Raw genomic sequence first — 17,676 nt, forward strand, 5'->3', positions numbered from 1 at the left:
CCGAGGAAGCCGCCCTCACGCTGCTGGTTCGGCGCACCGGGAGGGGATCCGCGGCTGGTGCTCCAGCGCGCCTCCGGCGAACGCCCCGAGGCGGCGGATGCGCTGGCCGCCTTCCTCGACACCCACTCGCCGGAGCTGTTGCACCGCTACCTGCGCGCCAGCGGCCTGGACGACGCCGCGGCCCCGCGACCGGGCCGCCGCGATCGACGCGTTCGTGCTCGGCATATCGACCGCCGCCGGGTGCTGCGCTCCGAGCTGGGTGACCGGGCGGTGCTCCAGGACTGGCTGAGCGCGACCATCCAGCGCCTGGCCGACGGGTGATGCCGCACGCGTGAGCGGTCACCGGCGGCGTGCGGCAGGCACTGCGGATACGACGGACGGACGCCGCGCCGCGTGGGGGTGGCCTGGGCTGCGAGTGTTCCCCACCGGCTGCGGGACATCCCGGCCGCGCCCGGGCCCGGGCTGGGGCCCGCGCCCAGGCTGGAGTGCCCGGGCGGGCGTGGGCTGGAGTCCGTGCCTGGGCTGGAGCCCTGGCCCGGGGGAGTGCTCGCGCCCGGGCTGGAGCTCGTACCCGGGCCCGGGCTGGAGCCGGTGCTCGGGTGTGGGGGCTCGTACGGCGGGCTGGGTGTGTTCCGGAAGGTCGTCTGCTGGCGCCCCCGGGTACCCGGCGGCGGTTCCTAGCGGCTTCTCGGCCGGTTTGGTGGCGGTTTCAGGCCGGTTGGGTTGTGGTCTTGGCTGGGTTTGTGGCCGGGAGGGATGATGGGGGCCGCCGGGGTGTTCACCTTTGGCCTGGGGTTCGGGGGTGTGTATGCGGGTGCACGGGAAGGTGTGGGAGACGGAGGAGAAGCTGCGGGAGATCGGCGCGGATTACCTCCAGGAGGTCGCCGCCCTTCGCGGGCAGGCAGCCGCTGCTGAGGAATCCCCTGAGGACACCCCCTCCGAGACAGACTGAAGACCGCATCGCCCTGAACGAGGCCACACGCTCGCGGAGCGGTTTCTGAAGGTGCGGTGGCGCACGGCCGGGGACGTCGCGGCCTGGTGCTCGCCGTGCGCGTGGGTGGGCAGGCCGCGGCCGGACGTTTGCGTTTCCGCCCGCGGTGCTAACGCGACCTTGCACGCCCTGACGCGCCCGCCCTCCGCCCCGGCCGCGCCCCGCCACCTGGTTCTGTCCGGCGGCGGCCCCCGCTCCCGCCCGCTCCACCATCCCGGCCGCCGTCGTGCCCGGGGAGCTGGCCCTGGCGGGGGATGCGGTCCCCGCGTATCGGCGGCAGGCGTTGCTGGCCGAAGGTGCGGGGCGTTCGCGGTGAGCGTCGGCTGCGGGGAGCCGGGCGGGCGGGATCTGGTGCCGCAGTACGGCCGGGCCGCCGTAGCCGGGCAGGCGGCGAGCGGCACGGGCGGGGCGTAAGCACAGCCGGCCCGCCAGCCCCCGTCCAGCTGGTCGCGGAGGTGTCCGCCGACTGGGCCACAGACCACGGCCGACGGCTCCGCCACCGGCTCCGGTTCGAGCGGCTGCGCACCGATGTGGCGCTGGAGGATGTTCCCGGGCGCGGGGTGGGGCAGGGTGCGGAGCCCCGTGCCGGGCCCAGCCGACACCAGGCTCGGCAAGCGTCAGGTGGAAGGCTGGTTTCGCTGACGGGTTGGTGCGGTCAGGGGGGTGTCCGGGTTGTCGAGCCAGAGGTGCTGGCCGTCGCTGTCGATGGTCAGGCCGGCCCGGTCCCGGCCGGGCCGGCCGAACCCGCTCCACCACTGGAGGGCGGCTTCGGCTTCGTCCCAGAGCCGGCGGGGGCCGAACTGGTCGACGTCGTAGTCGGTGGTGTCGGGTGTGTATTCGACGGTGGCCCAGGAGGCGCGGTCGTCGGCGAGGATCCACAAGGTGGCCTCTCCGCTGGCGTCTTCGGCTTCGGCGAGGAGGTACCAGGCGTCGGGCAGGGCCAGCCCCGTGAAGAACAGTCCGTCCGGATCGCGGGTGAACGCCCGCGGGCTGATCCGGGTGCTGCTGGGGGTGCCGGTGTCGTGCTGCCGGTAGAAGTCGGAAAGGTAGCCGCGGTGGGGCCGGCCGGTCCGGGTCCGCATGAATGCCGGCCACCCCGTGAACCGGCCCGTCGCCTTGCCGCCGGTGACGTCCAGGACGGCGTAGGAGTGGGAGAAGAAGCTTCCGCCCCACGGGGCGACGATCCGCCCCGTGGGGGTCTGCTCGACCCAGGCGTAGGGGATCTCGGGCACGGTGTAGGTGGCGATCAGCCGGTCGAAAGGCGCACGCAATGGACAGCCCAGCCCTGCGTCCCCCACCGCCAAATACGGCGCATATCCTGCCGCGGCCAGATTCTTCCCGGCCCGCGCCACCAGCCCACCGTCGATGTCGACCGAGGCGACGTTCTCCGCGCCCAGGCGGTGGCTGAGCCAGGCCGCGTTGTACCCGGTCCCGGTTCCGGCCTCAAGAACCCGCATGCCCACCCGGACATCGAGGAGGCCGAGCATCTCCAGCATCACCGTCGGCATCGAACTCGACGACGTCGGCAGCCGGTACCCGCCCTCACCCACCGGCAGCCCGTCATTGACCTGCGTGGTGACCGGCACATCGTCATAGACAGCCCGCGCCCACCCGGCCGGATCCTGCGCCCGGGAGAGGACGGTGTCGCCGACCTCGATCTGGTCGGGAACGAACAGCTCCCGCGGCACCGCCCGCACCGTGTCGGCCCACGTCTCGCCGAGGGAGCCCTTGGCGGTGAGGATCCGGGCGAGTTCGTCGGGGGAGGGCATCGGCTACTTCTTCGGGGGGTTGGACACCGGCTTGGTCCACTGCCCGTCGGACTCTTTCGGGGACTGCTGCTTGTCCCCGTCGGTCCCGCCCTTGCCGTCCCCGTGCTTGCCCACCGAGCGCCTCCCTCACCGCAGATCGGAACCCGTAGTCTCGTGGACACGGAACGTGAAGGGAAGACGGCAATCGGCCGTCCCGGTCCCCAAGGAGCGAGCGGCCTTACTCCGGGCGGGGGTCGGGCTCGGAGGGCGCGCGGTCGGGTGTGCGCCCGCGTCCGTGCTGGCGGCGGCCGGGGGAGCGGGGTGAAGGCTTACGCCCGCGCGCCCGTTCCTGCTGGGCCTGTGGTGCCGCCGGACCGGCCGGGCCATAGCCGTCCGGGCCCGCGCCCGGGCTGGGGGCGCGCGCAGGAGCTGAACACGGACTCGCCGAGCGTGCCGCTCCTGGGCGGTTCACAGGCTGGGCAGCCGGATTTCAGGAGACGAGTGCGGGCTCGGTGCGGGCCCGGTGGAGGAACTCGGCGGCGGGCCTCTCGCGGTGCCAGGGGGCGATGGTCGTGGTGATGTCGGCGACGTAGTCGCGGGCGCGGGCGGAGGCGACGCGGCCCAGGATGTCGATGGCCCGGTGCCCGACGGCGAGGCCCTGGTCGAGCTCGCGCTGCTGAAGGTGGGTGGTGGCCAGGACGGTCAGGCGCAGGCCGACCGAGCGGGCGAAGCTGTCCGGGCTCATCGCGTCGGCTTGGGCGTTCCACCGCCAGGCCGCGGCCGGGTTGCGCAGGTCCCGGTGGACCTCGACGGCGTCGGAGGCGAGCCGGGTGTGGGTGAAGTACCGGATCCAGGCCGGCTCGTCGGCGTCGCGGTCTGCCGCTTCGAGGCAGCGTTCGGAGGCGGCGAGGGCGGCGGAGGCAGCCCGTGCGTCATTCGCTCTGGCGTGGGCGCGGGCCTCGATCAGCTTGGCGAACCCCAGGACCCGGTGGCCGGCCCGCCCGCGGGCGCGGTCGTAGGCGCCCTGGACCATGTCGATGGCTTCCTCGTGGTACCCGCGCAGCAGCGCTTGAAGGGCCATGTTGGCCATGACGTGGCAGCCGATGTCCACGGCGCCGCCCGCCTTGGCCATTCGGAGGGCCTGGATGAAGTGCCGCTGGGCGACGTCGTGGTGCCCGGTGTCGACCGCGCTCCACCCAGCCACCCGGGCAAGTTCGGCGGTGACCGCGGACAGGCCCCGCCCGACGTCATCAGTGTAGGAGCCGTGCAGGAGCGGGACGGCCCGCAGGGTGAGGCAGTGGGTGACCGAGGAGGCCCGCCAGGTCCCGCCGCCGTACTGCGAGTCCCACCGCTGCGCTTCGTCGGCGGCCTGCCACAGCTCCGCCAGGTCCTGGTGCCCGACCCGCCTGCTGCCGTGGTGCCCGGAGCCCGGGTCGACGGGAACGCCGAGCCAGCGGGCGACGGGGGTCGCGTACGCGCCCACGGCGAAGGCCTTGTTCAGGAAGGCGCGGCGGTCCAGGTGTTCCACGGTGCTCCAGAAACTCACGGCGTGCCGAACGGCTTCGGCGGTGTCCCGGGGGAAATCCAACCCGAGTTCCGCCGTGTTCTCGCGCACCGTCTTCATACCGATCTCGGCGACGTCGACGGGCCGGCCGAGCCGTTCGCCCAGCGCACGCGCGATGAACTCGGGCATAGGGGCCTTCGGGGCCATGCCGCGGCGGGTCCAGTTCACGACACTCGTATGGGTGTAGGCCACGTGCAACCCAGCCTGCCCGGCGAGTTCGTTCACCCGGCGGGCCAGCGCGTGATGGCTCATGCCGCTGGAGGCCAGCAGGCGCTCCAGAGCGAAGTTGGGCGGCTTGGCCCGGCGCGGGGTCGGAGCCATCACGGGCACCTCCTTCACGAAGACCCGGTCACGGCGGAGCGTGCCCGAGCCGGGAGCAGCAGGGTAGGCCCGCAGCCCACGGTCCGTCGCCGGTTTGTGAGTTGTGAGCCCCCTTTGTGAGCCTGCCCAGTCCCAGGACAGCGGCGGTTTCCTTAAGGCATCCCACCGGCCACCCGGCACAGGAGCCGCCATGAGCCCCACCCTGCTCACCCCCGCCCCGGGATCCGAGACCGTCGCCGACGAGCTCACCCCCGCCTACTACCTCCGGCACGACCAGCTCGGCGCGTACGTCACCGGCCTGCTGGGCCGCTGCACGACCGTCTTCGACATCAAGCCCACCCTGACCGCCGACCTCACCCACCCGGAACGGAACGGCCTGACCGGGGGAGGCGTGATCGAGGACGGCGCGCACGTCACCGGCACGGTCATCGTCCAGCCCGGCGCCCGCATCGAGGCCGGCGCCCGGGTCGTGGGCCCGGTCCTGGTCTGCGAGGGCGCCGTCATCGCCGCCGGGGCGTACGTCCGTGACCACGTCGTCGTCGGCCCGCGTACCCAGGTCGGCTTCGGCGCCGAGATCACCCGCAGCCTCCTCGGCGCGGTCGTCTTCGCGAAGCACGCCTGCTTCATCGGCGACTCCGTGATCGGCTCCGGCGTCAACTTCGGCGCGTTCTCCTCCACCACCGGCCTGCTCTCCAGCGCAGGCCCCGTCACCGAGCCCGCGACGAAGGAGATCACCGTGTCGCTCGGCGGCCGCAAGTACGGCACCGGGCAGACGAAGTTCGGCGCGGTCATCGGCGACGGCGTCACCCTGTGCGCCGGCACCGTCCTGTGCCCGGGAACGCTGATCGGCCCGGGCACCGTCATCTACCCCCGCACCCAGCTCGGCGGCTTCATGCCCGCCGGATCCCGGGTCCGGTGACCCGCATGACCACCCCCACGCTCGCCACCCGCGCAGCCGACCAGCAGCTCATCCAGATCACCGGCGGCCGACGCCTCACCGGCCGGATCCGCGTCCAGGGCAGCAAGAACATCGCCCTCCACCTCTACGCCGCCGCCCTCCTGGCCGACACCGAACTCGTCCTGCACCAGGCACCAAAGATTCTCGACACCGGCGTCTGCGCCCAGATCCTCACCCACACCGGAACCCACACCCACGCCCCCGGCGACGGCACCTTCCACGTCGTCCCCACCCCGAACCTGCGCCCGGTCATCCACCACGACCTCGGCGCGAAGGTCCGCACCACCGCGGTCCTCGCCGCAGCCGTCCTCGCCCGCACCGGATCCGTCACCTTCTCCGCCCCCGGCGGCGACGCCTTCTGCCCCCGCCTGATCGACCGCCACCTCGCCGCCATGGAAGCCGCCGGCGCCACCGTCACCGTCGACGAGCACGGCCGCACCATCCACGCCGCCCTCCCCACCAGCCGGACACTGCGCGCGTTCCGCGTGGACGTCTCCACCCCGTACGGGCCCTCCCTCGGCGCCACCGTCAGCGCGCTGCTCCTTGCCGCCCGGACCCCGGGGGAGTCCCTGATCACCGGCCCGAGCATCGAGCCGGAGGTCACCGAGACCCTCCGCTTCCTGACCGAGCGCGGCGTGCGGGCGGCCTGGGACGGCGAGGGCATCCACGTCCACGGTGGTGACCGGATCGAGGGAGGCGAGTTCACCGTCGCCGGGGACCGGATCGAGGCCGCCACCATGATCATGGCGACCGCCGCGACCGGCGGCGCCATCGAACTCGACGGGATCACCCTGCCCGAACTCCCCGAGGCCCAGCGCCAGCTCCTCGCCGACGCGGGCCTGATCCTCACCTCCCACGACGCAGGCATCCGGGCCGCCACGGGGCCGGACGGCCTGCGCGCGGTGCGGGCCCGTACCGGCCCGCACCCCGGCCTGCCCACCGACACCGCCCCCCAGCTCGCCGCCCTGCTCACCCAGGCGACCGGAACCAGCCACATCTTCGAGGCCGTCTACCCCCGCCGCGACACCCACGCCGCACCCCTGCGCGCGTTCGGCGCAGACATCACGGCCGACGGGCAGGACATCCGCATCAACGGCCCGGCCCGACTGCGCGCCGCCGACGTACAGGCGGCGGACATCCGGGCCGTCACCGCCCTGCTGATTGCCGCCCTGGTGGCCGAGGGCACCTCTACGATCGGCGGCATGTACCACCTCGCGCGCGGCTACGGCCGCCTGCTGCCCAACCTCGCCGCGCTGGGTGCCGACATCACCACCACCGCGGAGGCCCGCCGATGACCCAGCTCGTCCCGTTCACGTCCGCCGACACCGCCCGCTTCGCCGACACCCTCGACCAGGCCGTCGCCGACGGCGCCACCCCCGGCGGCGTCATCGCCCTGGGCACCCTGGGCGAGCCCCCTCGCTTCCTCAAGGCCGGCCGCGTCGCCGACGAACTCGGCGACACCGCCCCCGGCCCGGACACCGTCTACGACATCGCGTCCCTGACGAAGGTCGTCGCCACCTGGCCGCTCGTCTGCCAGGCCTTCGACACGGAGATCCTCGTGCGGTCGGCCCCGGTGCGCGACTTCCTGCCCGCGATCGAGGGCCCCGCTTCCAGCGGGGACGCCACGATCGAGCAGCTCCTCACCCACACCGCCGGACTGAAGGCCTCCACCCGCCTCGACCGCTACCGCGGCACCGAGACGCCCCTGCACGAACTCCTGTGCCGCGAAGGCCTCGAAGCCGAGCCCGGCACCCACCGCTACATCAACCGCGGCTACATCCTCCTCGGCCTGGCCCTCGCCCACGCCCACCGCCGCCCGCTCGACGAACTCGGCCGCGCCCTGTGGGACGACCTCGGCATGAGCGGCACCACCTACGGGCCCGTCGCCCGGACCCCGCAGGTCGCCCCCACCGAGCAGCGGATCCCCGGCGCCCCCCGGATCTGGGGCCAGGCCCACGACGACAACGCCGCCCTCCTCGGAGGCGTCGCCGGTCACGCCGGAGTCTTCTCCACCGCCCGCGACCTCGCCCGCTACGCCGAATACCTCATCGACCCCGCCAGCCGACTCCACGGCTGGCTCCGCACCTCCATGCTCCCCTTCGCGCCGATCGAGACCGGCCTCGACCGCGGCCTCTCCTGGATCGTCGCCCCCGGCGGAGTCGCCTACCACCACGGCTTCACCGGCACCAGCCTCTACCTCAACCCCGCCGCCGGCCGCTACCTCGCCATCCTCACCAACGCCGTCTACCACGGCGAAGCCCGCAAAAAGATCGCCCCCCTGCGCGCCCTCGCCCTCAAGACCATCACCGCCACCTGACACCCGGGAGGCCCTCCATGGGACAGCACCAGCTGTCCGACCACACCACGCTGCGCCTGGGCGGCCCCGCGCCGCTCTGGCTCAGCCACACACACGAAGCCGACTGGCCCGACCTCGCCCGCACGGCCGCCGCGCACCCCGGGCGGCCGTTCACCCTCGGCGGCGGCAGCAACACCCTCGCCCCCGACCAGGGCACCACCCGGCCCGTCATCCACATGGCCACCCGCGGCATCCGCACCCGCCACCTCGCCGACGGCCAGGTCGAGGTCATTGTCGCCGCCGGCCACCCGCTCGCCGCACTCGTCGCGCACACCGTCGCCGACGGCCTCTCCGGCATCGAGTACCTCGGCGGCATCCCCGGCACCGCCGGGGCAGCACCGGTCCAGAACGCCGGAGCGTATGGGCAGGAGATTGCCGACCGGCTCGCCGCCGTCACCGCCCACGACTGGACCACCGGCCGCACCACACGGATCCCCGCCGCCGAGTGCCGCTTCGGCTACCGCACCAGCCGCTTCAAGCAGCACCCCAACCGCTGGACCATCCTCACCCTCACCCTCCACCTCACCGCCTCCACCGCGGCGGCCCCCGTCACCTACCAGCACCTCGCCACAGCACTCCACGCCCCGCTGAACAGCAGCCCTCCGCTCGCAGAAGCGGCGGCCGCCGTCCTGCACGACCGGGCCGCCCGAGGGCTCCTCCTGCCCCAGGCCGGACACGACCACCGCCAGGCCGGCTCCTGCTTCCTCAACCCCACCGTCACCGACGACCAGGTCCACGCCCTGCGCAGTCAGGGCGCCCCGCTCTACCGCACGCCCGTCCAAACATGGCGGGCCAGTGCGGGTTGGCTGCTGGAGGCCTGCGGATACCGCCCCGGCGCCGAGGTGACCCGCGGCGTGAACTCCTCGACGAGCCGCACCCTCACCCTCACAGCCCAGGCCGATGCCACCGCGTCAGGATTCCGGACCGCATTGGAGGAGATGGCCGCCAGCGTGCACACGGCCACAGGAATCGCCCTCCACCCAGAACCGGCGGCCGTCTGATGCGCTGCGCCTTCCCCGCCACCCCCGAGTACTGGTAAGGCCCCGACCTCCTGCCCGACATTCCTGAGCATGTCCGGACCGGCCGCCTCATGGGCCTGTGCGAACGGGCCGTCATTCCGACCTGGCAGGGCCGTGGCATCGGTACCCGCCTCGCTCGCGCGGAGAGGACGCCTGCGAGGGTGTGACCGGTATCGGCTGGAGAGGCTCACCTCCGCTCGCGCGGAGAGGACGCCTCGATCTGCCGGTCGATCGCCCCCGGCTCACCTCCGCTCGCGCGGAGAGGGCGCGCCTTCGTGTACCGGTCGTCCTTCCGGGTGCGGCTCACCTCCGCTCGCGCGGAGCGGACCGGGTCGCCGGCGGTGCCGACCCATACGCCGGCGGCTCACCTCCGCTCGCGCGGAGAGGACGCTCCCGCGCTCAGCGTCGGCATGGTCGGCATCGGCTCACCTCCGCTCGCGCGGAGAGGACTGGTCACGAGGGCTCGATCAGCTCTCCGGGTCCGGCTCACCTCCGCTCGCGCGGAGAGGACACCGAGCCCGAAGGAGGGCCTGACATGGTGAGCGGCTCACCTCCGCTCGCGCGGAGAGGACCGCAGGTCAGAGGGGTATTTCGCCGACGCCCTCGGCTCACCTCCGCTCGCGCGGAGAGGACCGGCCGCGGACCTCGCCGCTCTTCTCCATCTCCGGCTCACCTCCGCTCGCGCGGAGAGGACGCAGTCAACGCGGCTGCAGGTGACGTAGCCGCCGGCTCACCTCCGCTCGCGCGGAGAGGACAGTTTCGCAAGTGCTTTACGGTACTCGTCAGACGGCTCACCTCCGCTCGCGCGGAGAGGACCGACGCCGGAGCCGGAGCGGCTGACGCCGATCAGGCTCACCTCCGCTCGCGCGGAGAGGACTTCATAACCCGAGCGCCGGCGCGCAACCGTGGCGGCTCACCTCCGCTCGCGCGGAGAGGACGTCACGCGGACCAGGCGGAGCAGGGCACGCCCGGCTCACCTCCGCTCGCGCGGAGAGGACATGGCGCGGTCCAGGGCGGCCCAGGCCATGACCGGCTCACCTCCGCTCACGCGGAGAGGACCCGCCCACGCCTATCTGCGAGGTCGCCCCATCCTGGCTTACCTCCGCTCGCGCGGAGAGGACGGCTCACCGGAACAACTGTTGTTCGACTGCTACGGCTCACCTCCGCTCGCTGGGAGAGGACACCGCCAGGAGCAGCAGCACGTTCTGGATCAGCGGCTCACCTCCGCTTGCGCGGAGAGGACTCGGCCCTCATCCACCCCGCCTGAGGCGTTCCCGGCTCACCTCCGCTCGCGCGGAGAGGACATGACGGTCTCGTCAAGCTGGTGCCGGGGCTGCGGCTCACCTCCGCTCGCGCGGAGAGGACTGTCACACGCCTGTGAGTTCGCGGGGACGGATCGGCTCACTTCTGCTCGCGCGGAGAGGACTGGATCGTACCCGCGTACGCCAGGTCCGCGTGCGGCTCACCTCCGCTCGCGCGGAGAGGACGGCTTCCCGAGCACGGTCACGTTCACGCTCTACGGCGCACCTCCGCTCGCGCGGAGAGGACAGGTCGGCGACCGCCATGTCCGCGGCCTGCTGCGGCTCACCTCCGCTCGCGCGGAGAGGACCCTGACACCCAGGGCCTGCAGCTCCTGACCCGCGGCTCACCTCTGCTCGCGCGGAAAGGACGAGCGCGCCGGCGAGGACGCCCTCGCGCAGGCCGGCTCACCTCCGCTCGCGCGGAGAGGACGAACCGCTCGCGCACCTGCACACCCAGGCCGACGGCTCACCTCCGCTCGCGCGGAGAGGACGCCGCCTGGCATTTGCTGACGCCTACAAGGTGCGGCTCACCTCCGCTCGCGCGGAGAGGACCCTGACACCCAGGGCCTGCAGCTCCTGACCCGCGGCTCACCTCCGCTCGCGCGGAGAGGACCACCACCCTCCGCCGTACCGACGGCAGCCAGGCGGCTCACCTCCGCTCGCGCGGAGAGGACCACCACCCTCCGCCGTACCGACGGCAGCCAGGCGGCTCACCTCCGCTCGCGCGGAGAGGACGACTGGCAGTGGCGGCGCTTCGCCGAGGTGGACGGCTCACCTCCGCTCGCGCGGAGAGGACGTGGACATGAGGAAGGCCCTTCATTGAGGGGCCGGCTCACCTCTGCTCGCGCGGAGAGGACAGGTTGCTGACGCCCGAACAGGGCTCCACATGCGGCTCACCTCCGCTCGCGCGGAGAGGACAGGATGCGGTCCTTCGCCGTGACCCGCTTCGGCGGCTCACCTCCGCTCGCGCGGAGAGGACAGGAACGCCACCACCGTCACCGAGGCGCAGATCGGCTCACCTCCGCTCGCGCGGAGAGGACATCCCCGCGTGGTGGTCACCAGTACCGCCAGCCGGCTCACCTCCGCTCGCGCGGAGAGGACGACCTCCTCCAGGACAACGAGGCCCGCTTCTACGGCTCACCTCCGCTCGCGCGGAGAGGACACAACGCGCGGCCAGGCCGTCAGCAGCGGCACCGGCTCACCTCCGCTCGCGCGGAGAGGACCTCCGGCACATCTGGGCCGCCTCCACCGAGTCCGGCTCACCTCCGCTCGCGCGGAGAGGCCCCCGACTCCAGGCCGACCTCACGCAAGAGAAGCGGCTCACCTCCGCTCGCGCGGAGAGGACGCACGCCTCGACCACCTCATCGCGACCGACGCCGGCTCACCTCCGCTCGCGCGGAGAGGACAGGTCCCTGGCGTGACGTCGATCGTCGGACAGCGGCTCACCTCCGCTCGCGCGGAGAGGACGGCGACCCCACCCAGTTCAACTCCCGCGAGCGCGGCTCACCTCCGCTCGCGCGGAGAGGACGCGTGCACCACGGGCATGAGCAGGACGGTCGTCGGCTCACCTCCGCTCGCGCGGAGAGGACTCATCGGCGTTCGGCGCGATGCGTCTTGCCGCCGGCTCACCTCCGCTCGCGCGGAGAGGACGTCTCGATCGTTTTGTACATGGTGCCGCCGCACGGCTCACCTCCGCTCGCGCGGAGAGGACCGGCCCGCCGGGTCCGCCGGTTCACTGGACTGCGGCTCACCTCCGCTCGCGCGGAGAGGACCCTTTTTGAGCTGTGGTTCTTTCAGGGCTTTGCCGTTGCTTTGCGGTTGTTGGTTGTTGGGTGTTTTGTGGGTGGGGGGTTGGTTGTCAGTGGTGCCTGCTAAGTGTGTGGATGTGGACCGTGAGCGCATAGTAGTGATGTCGGGTTGTCCTGATGGGCGGCTTTGGGGGAAGTCCCGGGGTGTGTCGGGGCCGTATCCGGTGGTGTGTCATCTGCTGGATACGGCGGCGGTGTGCGGGGTGTTGTGGGATGAGGTGCTGGGTGAGGGGACCCGGGCTCGGATCGGTGAGGCGCTTGGGCTGTCCGTGGGGCAGGCGCGGTCGGTGGTGGCGTTCTGGGCTGGTTTGCATGATTTAGGGAAGATCACGCCGGGGTTTCAGGCGCAGGTGGGGGAGGCGTTCGCGCGGTTGAGCGCGGATCCGGTGTACGCGCTCGCGAGGGGCGTGGGGGACCTGCCGGTGTTGCGGCATGAGACGGCGTCGCACTGGGCTGTGGCTGCGCTGCTGGAGGAGGCGGGGTATCCGCTGGGGCGGGTTCGGCCGGGTGGCAGGCGGTCGTTGCGGGACGCGGTGAGTCATCAGGTCGCGCAGTTGCTGGGCGGGCATCACGGGCTGTTCGGCGGGGTGCTGGAGGCGAGGGAGCTGGCGTCCGCTGCGGCGTATCAGCCGGGGCTGGGCGGCGGGGGCTGGGCGGAGCAGCGGCGGCTGCATTTTGAGGAGCTGCGGCGGGTGACGGGGGCCGTGGCTGTGCCGGAGGGCGGGTTGCCTGCCGAGCTGGCCGTGGTGGTGTGGGGGCTGGTGGTGGTGTCCGACTGGCTGGTGAGCCAGGCGGAGGTGGTGGAGTCGCTGATGCCCGCGGCCGGGTGGGGTGGTTCGGCCGCCGAGGTTGAGGGGCACTGGCGTAGGGCGCGGGATGCGGCTCCGGGTGTGGTGCGTGCGGCGGGTGTGGGGCGGGCACGGTTCGCGGCCGAGGACTTCGTGGAGATGTTCGGGTTCGGCCCGAATCCTCTGCAGCGGGACCTGGTCGGGCAATTGCCCGCTCTGGTGGAGGAGGGCGGGCCAGGGCTGGTGCTGGTCACGGCCCCGACGGGCGACGGGAAGACGGAGGCGGCGCTGTTCGCGGCGTCCGTGCTGGGGCGCGCGGCCGGCTGCCGGGGCCTGTACGTGGCACTGCCGACGATGGCGACCGCGGATGCGATGTTTCCCCGGGTGGGCCGCTTCGCCCGGTCGGCGTTGACGGGGGACCGGTCGATGGCGTTGCTGCATTCGATGGCGTGGCTGCGTCCGGCGGCCGAGGCCGGGCTGGAGGGGACGGCGCAGGTGAGCGCGGACAAGTTCACCGCTGCTGAGGCCGAGGCGTGGCTGGGCGGGCGGCACCGGGGACTGCTGGCTCCGCTGGGGGTGGGCACCGTCGATCAGGTGCTCACCGGGGTGCTGCCGGTGAAGTACGGGCCGATGCGGCTGTTCGGGCTGGCGGAGAAGGTCCTGGTGGTCGATGAGGCGCATGCGTACGGGCCGTGGATGCACCAGCTGCTGGTGCGGCTGCTGGAGTGGCTGGGGGCTCTGCGTGCGCCGGTGGTGTTGCTGTCGGCCACGCTGACGGGCCGTTCGGCGACGTCGCTGGTCGATGCCTACCGGCGGGGGGCCGGGTTCGGCGACGCCACGGTGGTCGAGCCGTGCTATCCGGGCTGGCTGTTCGTGAGCGCGGCCACGGGCGCGGTGTCGCGGCCGCGGCAGGTAGCCAGCGGGCGCGAGCGGACTCTGGAGGTGGCCGCGCGGCCGGTGGTGTGGGACACCGCTGAGCAGGGGAGCGTGCGGGCGGGCGGACGGCGGGAGGCGCTTCGGGAGGAACTCGCGCCCCTCGCCGACCACGGCGGCACCGCCCTGGTCTGCTGCACCACGGTCGCTGAAGCGCAGCGCACGTTCCGCGACCTCGCGGAGGCGTTTCCCGGGCTGGCGGCGAGCCCGGGCGGTTTGCGGCTGCTGCACGCTCGGTACCCGGCGCGGGTGCGGCAGACGATCACCGCGCAGTGTGAGGAGGCGTACGGCAAGCCCGCCACCGGACCGGCAGTATGCCGGCCGGCGTCGATTCTGGTGGCGACGCAGCTGGTCGAGCAGTCCCTCGACCTCGACTTCGACATCGTGATCAGCGACCTGGCCCCGTTGGCCCAGCTCCTGCAGCGGGCGGGCCGCTGCCGCCGCCACGTGCGCGGTGCCGCGGGCCGCCCGGCATGGGCGGCTCGGGAGGACGCGCCCAGGCTGGTCGTCCTCGACCCGCTGGCAGGGCAGGGCCCGGGCAGCCGGCCGCCGGCGGCGTGGGGCCGCGTCTACGACGCAGGTCTGCTCCACCGGACCTCGCTGCTCGTGGCGGACTGCAGAGAAGGCATCGCGGTGCCGGGGGATGTGCAGCGGCTTGTCGACCAGGTGTACGCGCCGGACTTCGTCGACGGTCTGGAGGAGTCGGTGCGCCGGGACCTGGCCCGGCTGGACGGCGAGCGGCAGGCCGGGGAGTCGGCCGAGGCCTTCCTCGCGGACCTCACAGCGATCTGTTCACCGCAGGACGTGCGGGGGGACCTGTCCGCGCTGACCCATCGCGAGCCCGGGGTGAGCGAGGAACTGCTGGTGACCCGGCTCGGCGCGGACTCCGGCCGCGCGGTGTGCCTCTACGACCAGGGCGGCGGCGTGATGACCCTTGACGAGGCCGGGACGATGCCGCTGCCCGCCCGGGGACTGTCACGGGAAGACGTCGCCGAGATCATGTCGTGGGTGGTGCCCGTACCCGGCCGCTGGCTCGCCGCGGCACAGGGCCACCCCCAGCCGGACGGCTGGAGCAAGCACACGGTCCTGCGGGACGTGGTGCTGCTCCCGATGCAGCTGGCCCCCTCAAGCGGGTGGGCCTGCCGCCACGCCGGGCGGACCCTGAGCATCGGCGCCGCAGGCCTCGAAGAGATCTGAGAGCAGCTTTCGCGGACTCCCCTACCAGCGGTGACAAACATCGCTAAGGTGCAACTACCGGCCAATAAAGGGTAGTTAGAGATTTTTCGGTTGTGGAGTGTGTGGCCTTGCCGTCTGCGCTGCCCTGGGGCGACTTCCGGTTGTTGCTCCCGCACAGCAAACGGCGTGCCCGCCCGCCATGCGGTACCCGCCTCACCGTCTACGGATCGGATGGATTCCATGCCAGAGGGCGTCTACAGCCTGATCGAGGAGCCGTGGGTCCCCGTGCGGTGGCGGCCCGACGCAGCCGGCGGGCCTTTACCGGAGTGCGTGGGGCTGCGGGAGCTGCTGCTGCGGGCTCAGGACATCGCCCAGCTGGCCGTCACGGACGCTCCGGCGCACGCGGCGCTGCTGCGGGTGCTGTACGCGCTGACCGCGCGGGTCACCGGTCTGGACAGCGCCGGACCGGACTGGAGCGAGCGGCGCGAGGACATCCTGGATGAGGGCCGCCTTCCGCCCGGCTCTACCGGCGGGCCGGGCCGGCCGGGCGGGGTGGAGGGGTACTTCGCCCGCTGGCGCGAGCGGTTCTTCGTGTTCGACCCGGTCGGGGGCCGGCCGTGGATGCAGGACCCGCGTCTGGCCCGCCAGTGCGACCCGGCGAACACGGCCGGGGTGAACAAACTGATCGTCACCCGGTCCGCGGGCAACAACTTTTCCTGGTTCCGGCATGGCACCGATGCCCGCCCCGATCTGCCGGCCGTACCGGAAGCCGTGCTGAATCTGCTGGTGTGGCACTACTGGGGCCCCTCCGGCCGCTGCTCGGCACGCGAGGTCGCGGGAGTGAAGACCGCCAGCGCGACCGCGGGCCCCCTGCGCACCGCACTGTCCTTCCACCCGGAAGGCGACAGCCTGTTCGAAACACTCCTGGCCGGGCTGGTCCCCGCCAAGACCACCGACCGTCCCGAGCAGGACCTGTGCCCGTGGGAATGGGAGGAGCTCCCGGACCCGGACGCCCCGCCCCCGCTGCCGCACGGACCGTGCTCGCGCCTGACAGCCCGGTCCCGCCACGCGCTCCTGCTGGTCCCCCACAACGACGCCGCACAACCAACGCCCTCCCCGGGACCCGTGAGCCGCCCCACGACACCACCGCGCCCCAACGAGCCCGCGCCCGGCCCCGCTCGGCTCCCGGAACCGCTGGTGGGCGACGCCTACATCACCTGGGCCTACCGCCTGCCCGGAGCACCGCGCGACGACGACTTCCTGATCTGGCAGACCAGCCAGCAGGACAACCGCTACCCCCGCCCCGCCGACGCCACCCGCGGCTTGTGGCGGGACCTGGACGCCCTGCTACTCCTCAAGCCCGCCGGCAGCGCACAGCCCGTCCGCCCGGCGGTCTTCCGCATCGCCCAAGAAGTCACCGGCCGGCTGCGCGTGCGGGCCCTCGGCTTCGACCAGGACAGACAGGCCAAGGACCACCAGTTCGTGGACGCCTCCACCCCCGCCGTCTTCGACCTGGCCGAGGAACGCGCCCCCCACACAGCCCCCGCCGTGGGCCAGCTGCGCCAGCTCGGAGAGACCCACGGAAGGCGCCTGGAACGCGCGGTGCGGCGCGCCTGGACCGCCTACATGAACAACCCGAAATCCGACGCCGGGTCCTGGCTCGCCGACGCAGCCGGACGCTACTGGCCCCGCGCCGAACGGGAATTCTGGGACCGCTTCGCCACCCTGGACCGCGGCCAGAACCCGCAAGAACCCGGCCTGGACACCACCGAGGCACGCAAGGCGTTCCTGCGCCTGGCCGAAGAGGCCTACGACGCGGTCACCGCGACCGTGACCCGCACCCAGCGCGGAGCCAAAGCCGTCAGCGAAGCCCGCACCGAGCTCTACGGCGGCACCCGCACGACCCACAAGAAGAAGCAGCCATGAGGACGCCCGGGCCACAGGGCGAACGGAGCGACACGATGACGACCACACCCCCACAGGACCCGCCACTTCGAACGCAGCAGCCCCTACCGCCACCGGTACCAGGACCGCGCGCCGCCGAACGCGCAAGCCGCGAGAAGAACTTCGTACTCTGGGTGCAGCACCTGTGCGCCCAGGATCCCGGCGCACGAGCCGCGCTGCGCAGCGGCCTGCGCAAGGACCTCGACGCCGTTCCGCGCATGCACCGCTTCATCGCGCCGTACCTTCCCCAGGACCGTACCCCGCTCGAGGTCCAGCAGGCCTACTACGCGATCGCCTCGATGATCGCCGCCCAGCCCCGGCCCGCTCCGCCCGCCAGCCCGGCCGCCACCGACGAACAGGACACCCCCGCCCGCAGCGACCCGGGTGCGAGCGCCGCCGAACCCCCCGCCGTCCTGCCCGAGCGTGGCACCAGCCTCGGCGCGGCGTTCGCGGCCGCCGTCGGCCCCGGAAGCGAGGGCCGCATGCGGCCCGGCACGGCCGAGAGCCGCCTGAACCTGCTCACCCGGCAGAGTCTGCCCGGCCTGCACCGCCATCTGCCCGCCGCCGTTACCCACCTGCGATCCCTCGACGTTCCCGTGGACTTCACCCAGCTGCTGTCCGACCTCGCCCACTGGCACCGCCACTCGGGCAGGATCGCCCGCCGGTGGCTGCAGGACTACTACCGCATCCGGGCCCGCGCCGACCGCGCCGACCCCGACACCCTCACCGCCCCCGACCAGCCCACCGCGCCCTGACCCACGCCAAGGAG

The 17,676-nt window shown here is 72.9% G+C and carries 10 protein-coding genes and 1 CRISPR repeat array; of the genes, 8 read left to right on the top strand and 2 right to left on the bottom strand.

The window, feature by feature from the left end:
• Window positions 1–57 precede the first annotated feature (57 nt).
• Window positions 58–321, top strand: coding sequence for a hypothetical protein (locus tag ACGFXC_RS35780; protein ID WP_393719099.1), 264 nt, complete (start codon window positions 58–60; stop codon window positions 319–321).
• Window positions 322–1,608: 1,287 nt separating this feature from the next.
• Here ACGFXC_RS35780 and ACGFXC_RS35785 read toward each other — a convergent pair.
• Complete coding sequence (locus ACGFXC_RS35785) at window positions 1,609–2,760, bottom strand: methyltransferase domain-containing protein (RefSeq protein WP_393719100.1); 1,152 nt, start codon at window positions 2,758–2,760, stop codon at window positions 1,609–1,611.
• Between the two features lie 469 nt (window positions 2,761–3,229).
• Window positions 3,230–4,624 carry a sporulation protein gene (locus tag ACGFXC_RS35790; RefSeq protein WP_393719101.1) on the bottom strand — a complete coding sequence of 465 codons (1,395 nt, stop codon included), beginning with the start codon at window positions 4,622–4,624 and terminating at the stop codon, window positions 3,230–3,232.
• A 190-nt stretch (window positions 4,625–4,814) separates the two neighbouring features.
• Between ACGFXC_RS35790 and ACGFXC_RS35795 the strand changes: the two genes are divergently transcribed.
• The 7 genes from ACGFXC_RS35795 to casB all read left to right on the top strand — a co-directional run bounded on the left by ACGFXC_RS35795 (window position 4,815) and on the right by casB (window position 17,662).
• Entirely contained in the window at window positions 4,815–5,543 is a 729-nt protein-coding gene (locus tag ACGFXC_RS35795; RefSeq protein ID WP_393719102.1) for a hypothetical protein, read from the top strand.
• Window positions 5,544–5,548: 5 nt separating this feature from the next.
• Window positions 5,549–6,877 carry a UDP-N-acetylglucosamine 1-carboxyvinyltransferase gene (locus ACGFXC_RS35800; RefSeq protein WP_393719103.1) on the top strand — a complete coding sequence of 443 codons (1,329 nt, stop codon included), beginning with the start codon at window positions 5,549–5,551 and terminating at the stop codon, window positions 6,875–6,877.
• Window positions 6,874–7,899, top strand: a complete 1,026-nt coding sequence (locus ACGFXC_RS35805; protein ID WP_393719104.1) for a serine hydrolase domain-containing protein — start codon at window positions 6,874–6,876, stop codon at window positions 7,897–7,899. Before ACGFXC_RS35800 ends, ACGFXC_RS35805 begins: the two co-directional genes overlap by 4 nt.
• 17 nt (window positions 7,900–7,916) lie before the next feature.
• The gene (locus ACGFXC_RS35810) at window positions 7,917–8,939 is read left to right on the top strand and encodes a UDP-N-acetylmuramate dehydrogenase (RefSeq protein WP_393719105.1); all 1,023 of its coding nucleotides are present in this window, start codon (window positions 7,917–7,919) and stop codon (window positions 8,937–8,939) included.
• A gap of 140 nt (window positions 8,940–9,079) precedes the next feature.
• Window positions 9,080–12,030: a CRISPR direct-repeat array (repeat unit 29 nt; unit sequence CGGCTCACCTCCGCTCGCGCGGAGAGGAC).
• 182 nt (window positions 12,031–12,212) lie between these two features.
• Window positions 12,213–14,984: a CRISPR-associated endonuclease Cas3'' gene (locus tag ACGFXC_RS35815; RefSeq protein WP_393719106.1), complete on the top strand. Its 2,772-nt coding sequence runs from the start codon at window positions 12,213–12,215 to the stop codon at window positions 14,982–14,984.
• Between the two features lie 219 nt (window positions 14,985–15,203).
• Window positions 15,204–16,889, top strand: coding sequence for a type I-E CRISPR-associated protein Cse1/CasA (gene casA, locus ACGFXC_RS35820; RefSeq protein WP_393719107.1), 1,686 nt, complete (start codon window positions 15,204–15,206; stop codon window positions 16,887–16,889).
• A 152-nt stretch (window positions 16,890–17,041) separates the two neighbouring features.
• A complete protein-coding gene (gene casB, locus ACGFXC_RS35825; protein WP_393719108.1) occupies window positions 17,042–17,662 on the top strand; it encodes a type I-E CRISPR-associated protein Cse2/CasB in 621 nt (206 codons plus the stop codon).
• The last annotated feature ends 14 nt before the right edge of the window (window positions 17,663–17,676 follow it).

This window comes from Streptomyces sp. NPDC048507 (assembly GCF_043199995.1).
In the GTDB taxonomy this organism is placed as follows: domain Bacteria; phylum Actinomycetota; class Actinomycetes; order Streptomycetales; family Streptomycetaceae; genus Streptomyces.

Coding starts and splice junctions, on each gene's coding strand:
- ACGFXC_RS35805 (WP_393719104.1), top strand. CDS start 6,874: ATGACCCAGCTCGTCCCGTTCACGTCCGCCGACACCGCCCGCTTCGCC.
- ACGFXC_RS35800 (WP_393719103.1), top strand. CDS start 5,549: ATGACCACCCCCACGCTCGCCACCCGCGCAGCCGACCAGCAGCTCATC.
- ACGFXC_RS35810 (WP_393719105.1), top strand. CDS start 7,917: ATGGGACAGCACCAGCTGTCCGACCACACCACGCTGCGCCTGGGCGGC.
- ACGFXC_RS35790 (WP_393719101.1), bottom strand. CDS start 4,624: ATGGCTCCGACCCCGCGCCGGGCCAAGCCGCCCAACTTCGCTCTGGAG.
- ACGFXC_RS35795 (WP_393719102.1), top strand. CDS start 4,815: ATGAGCCCCACCCTGCTCACCCCCGCCCCGGGATCCGAGACCGTCGCC.
- ACGFXC_RS35785 (WP_393719100.1), bottom strand. CDS start 2,760: ATGCCCTCCCCCGACGAACTCGCCCGGATCCTCACCGCCAAGGGCTCC.
- casA (WP_393719107.1), top strand. CDS start 15,204: ATGCCAGAGGGCGTCTACAGCCTGATCGAGGAGCCGTGGGTCCCCGTG.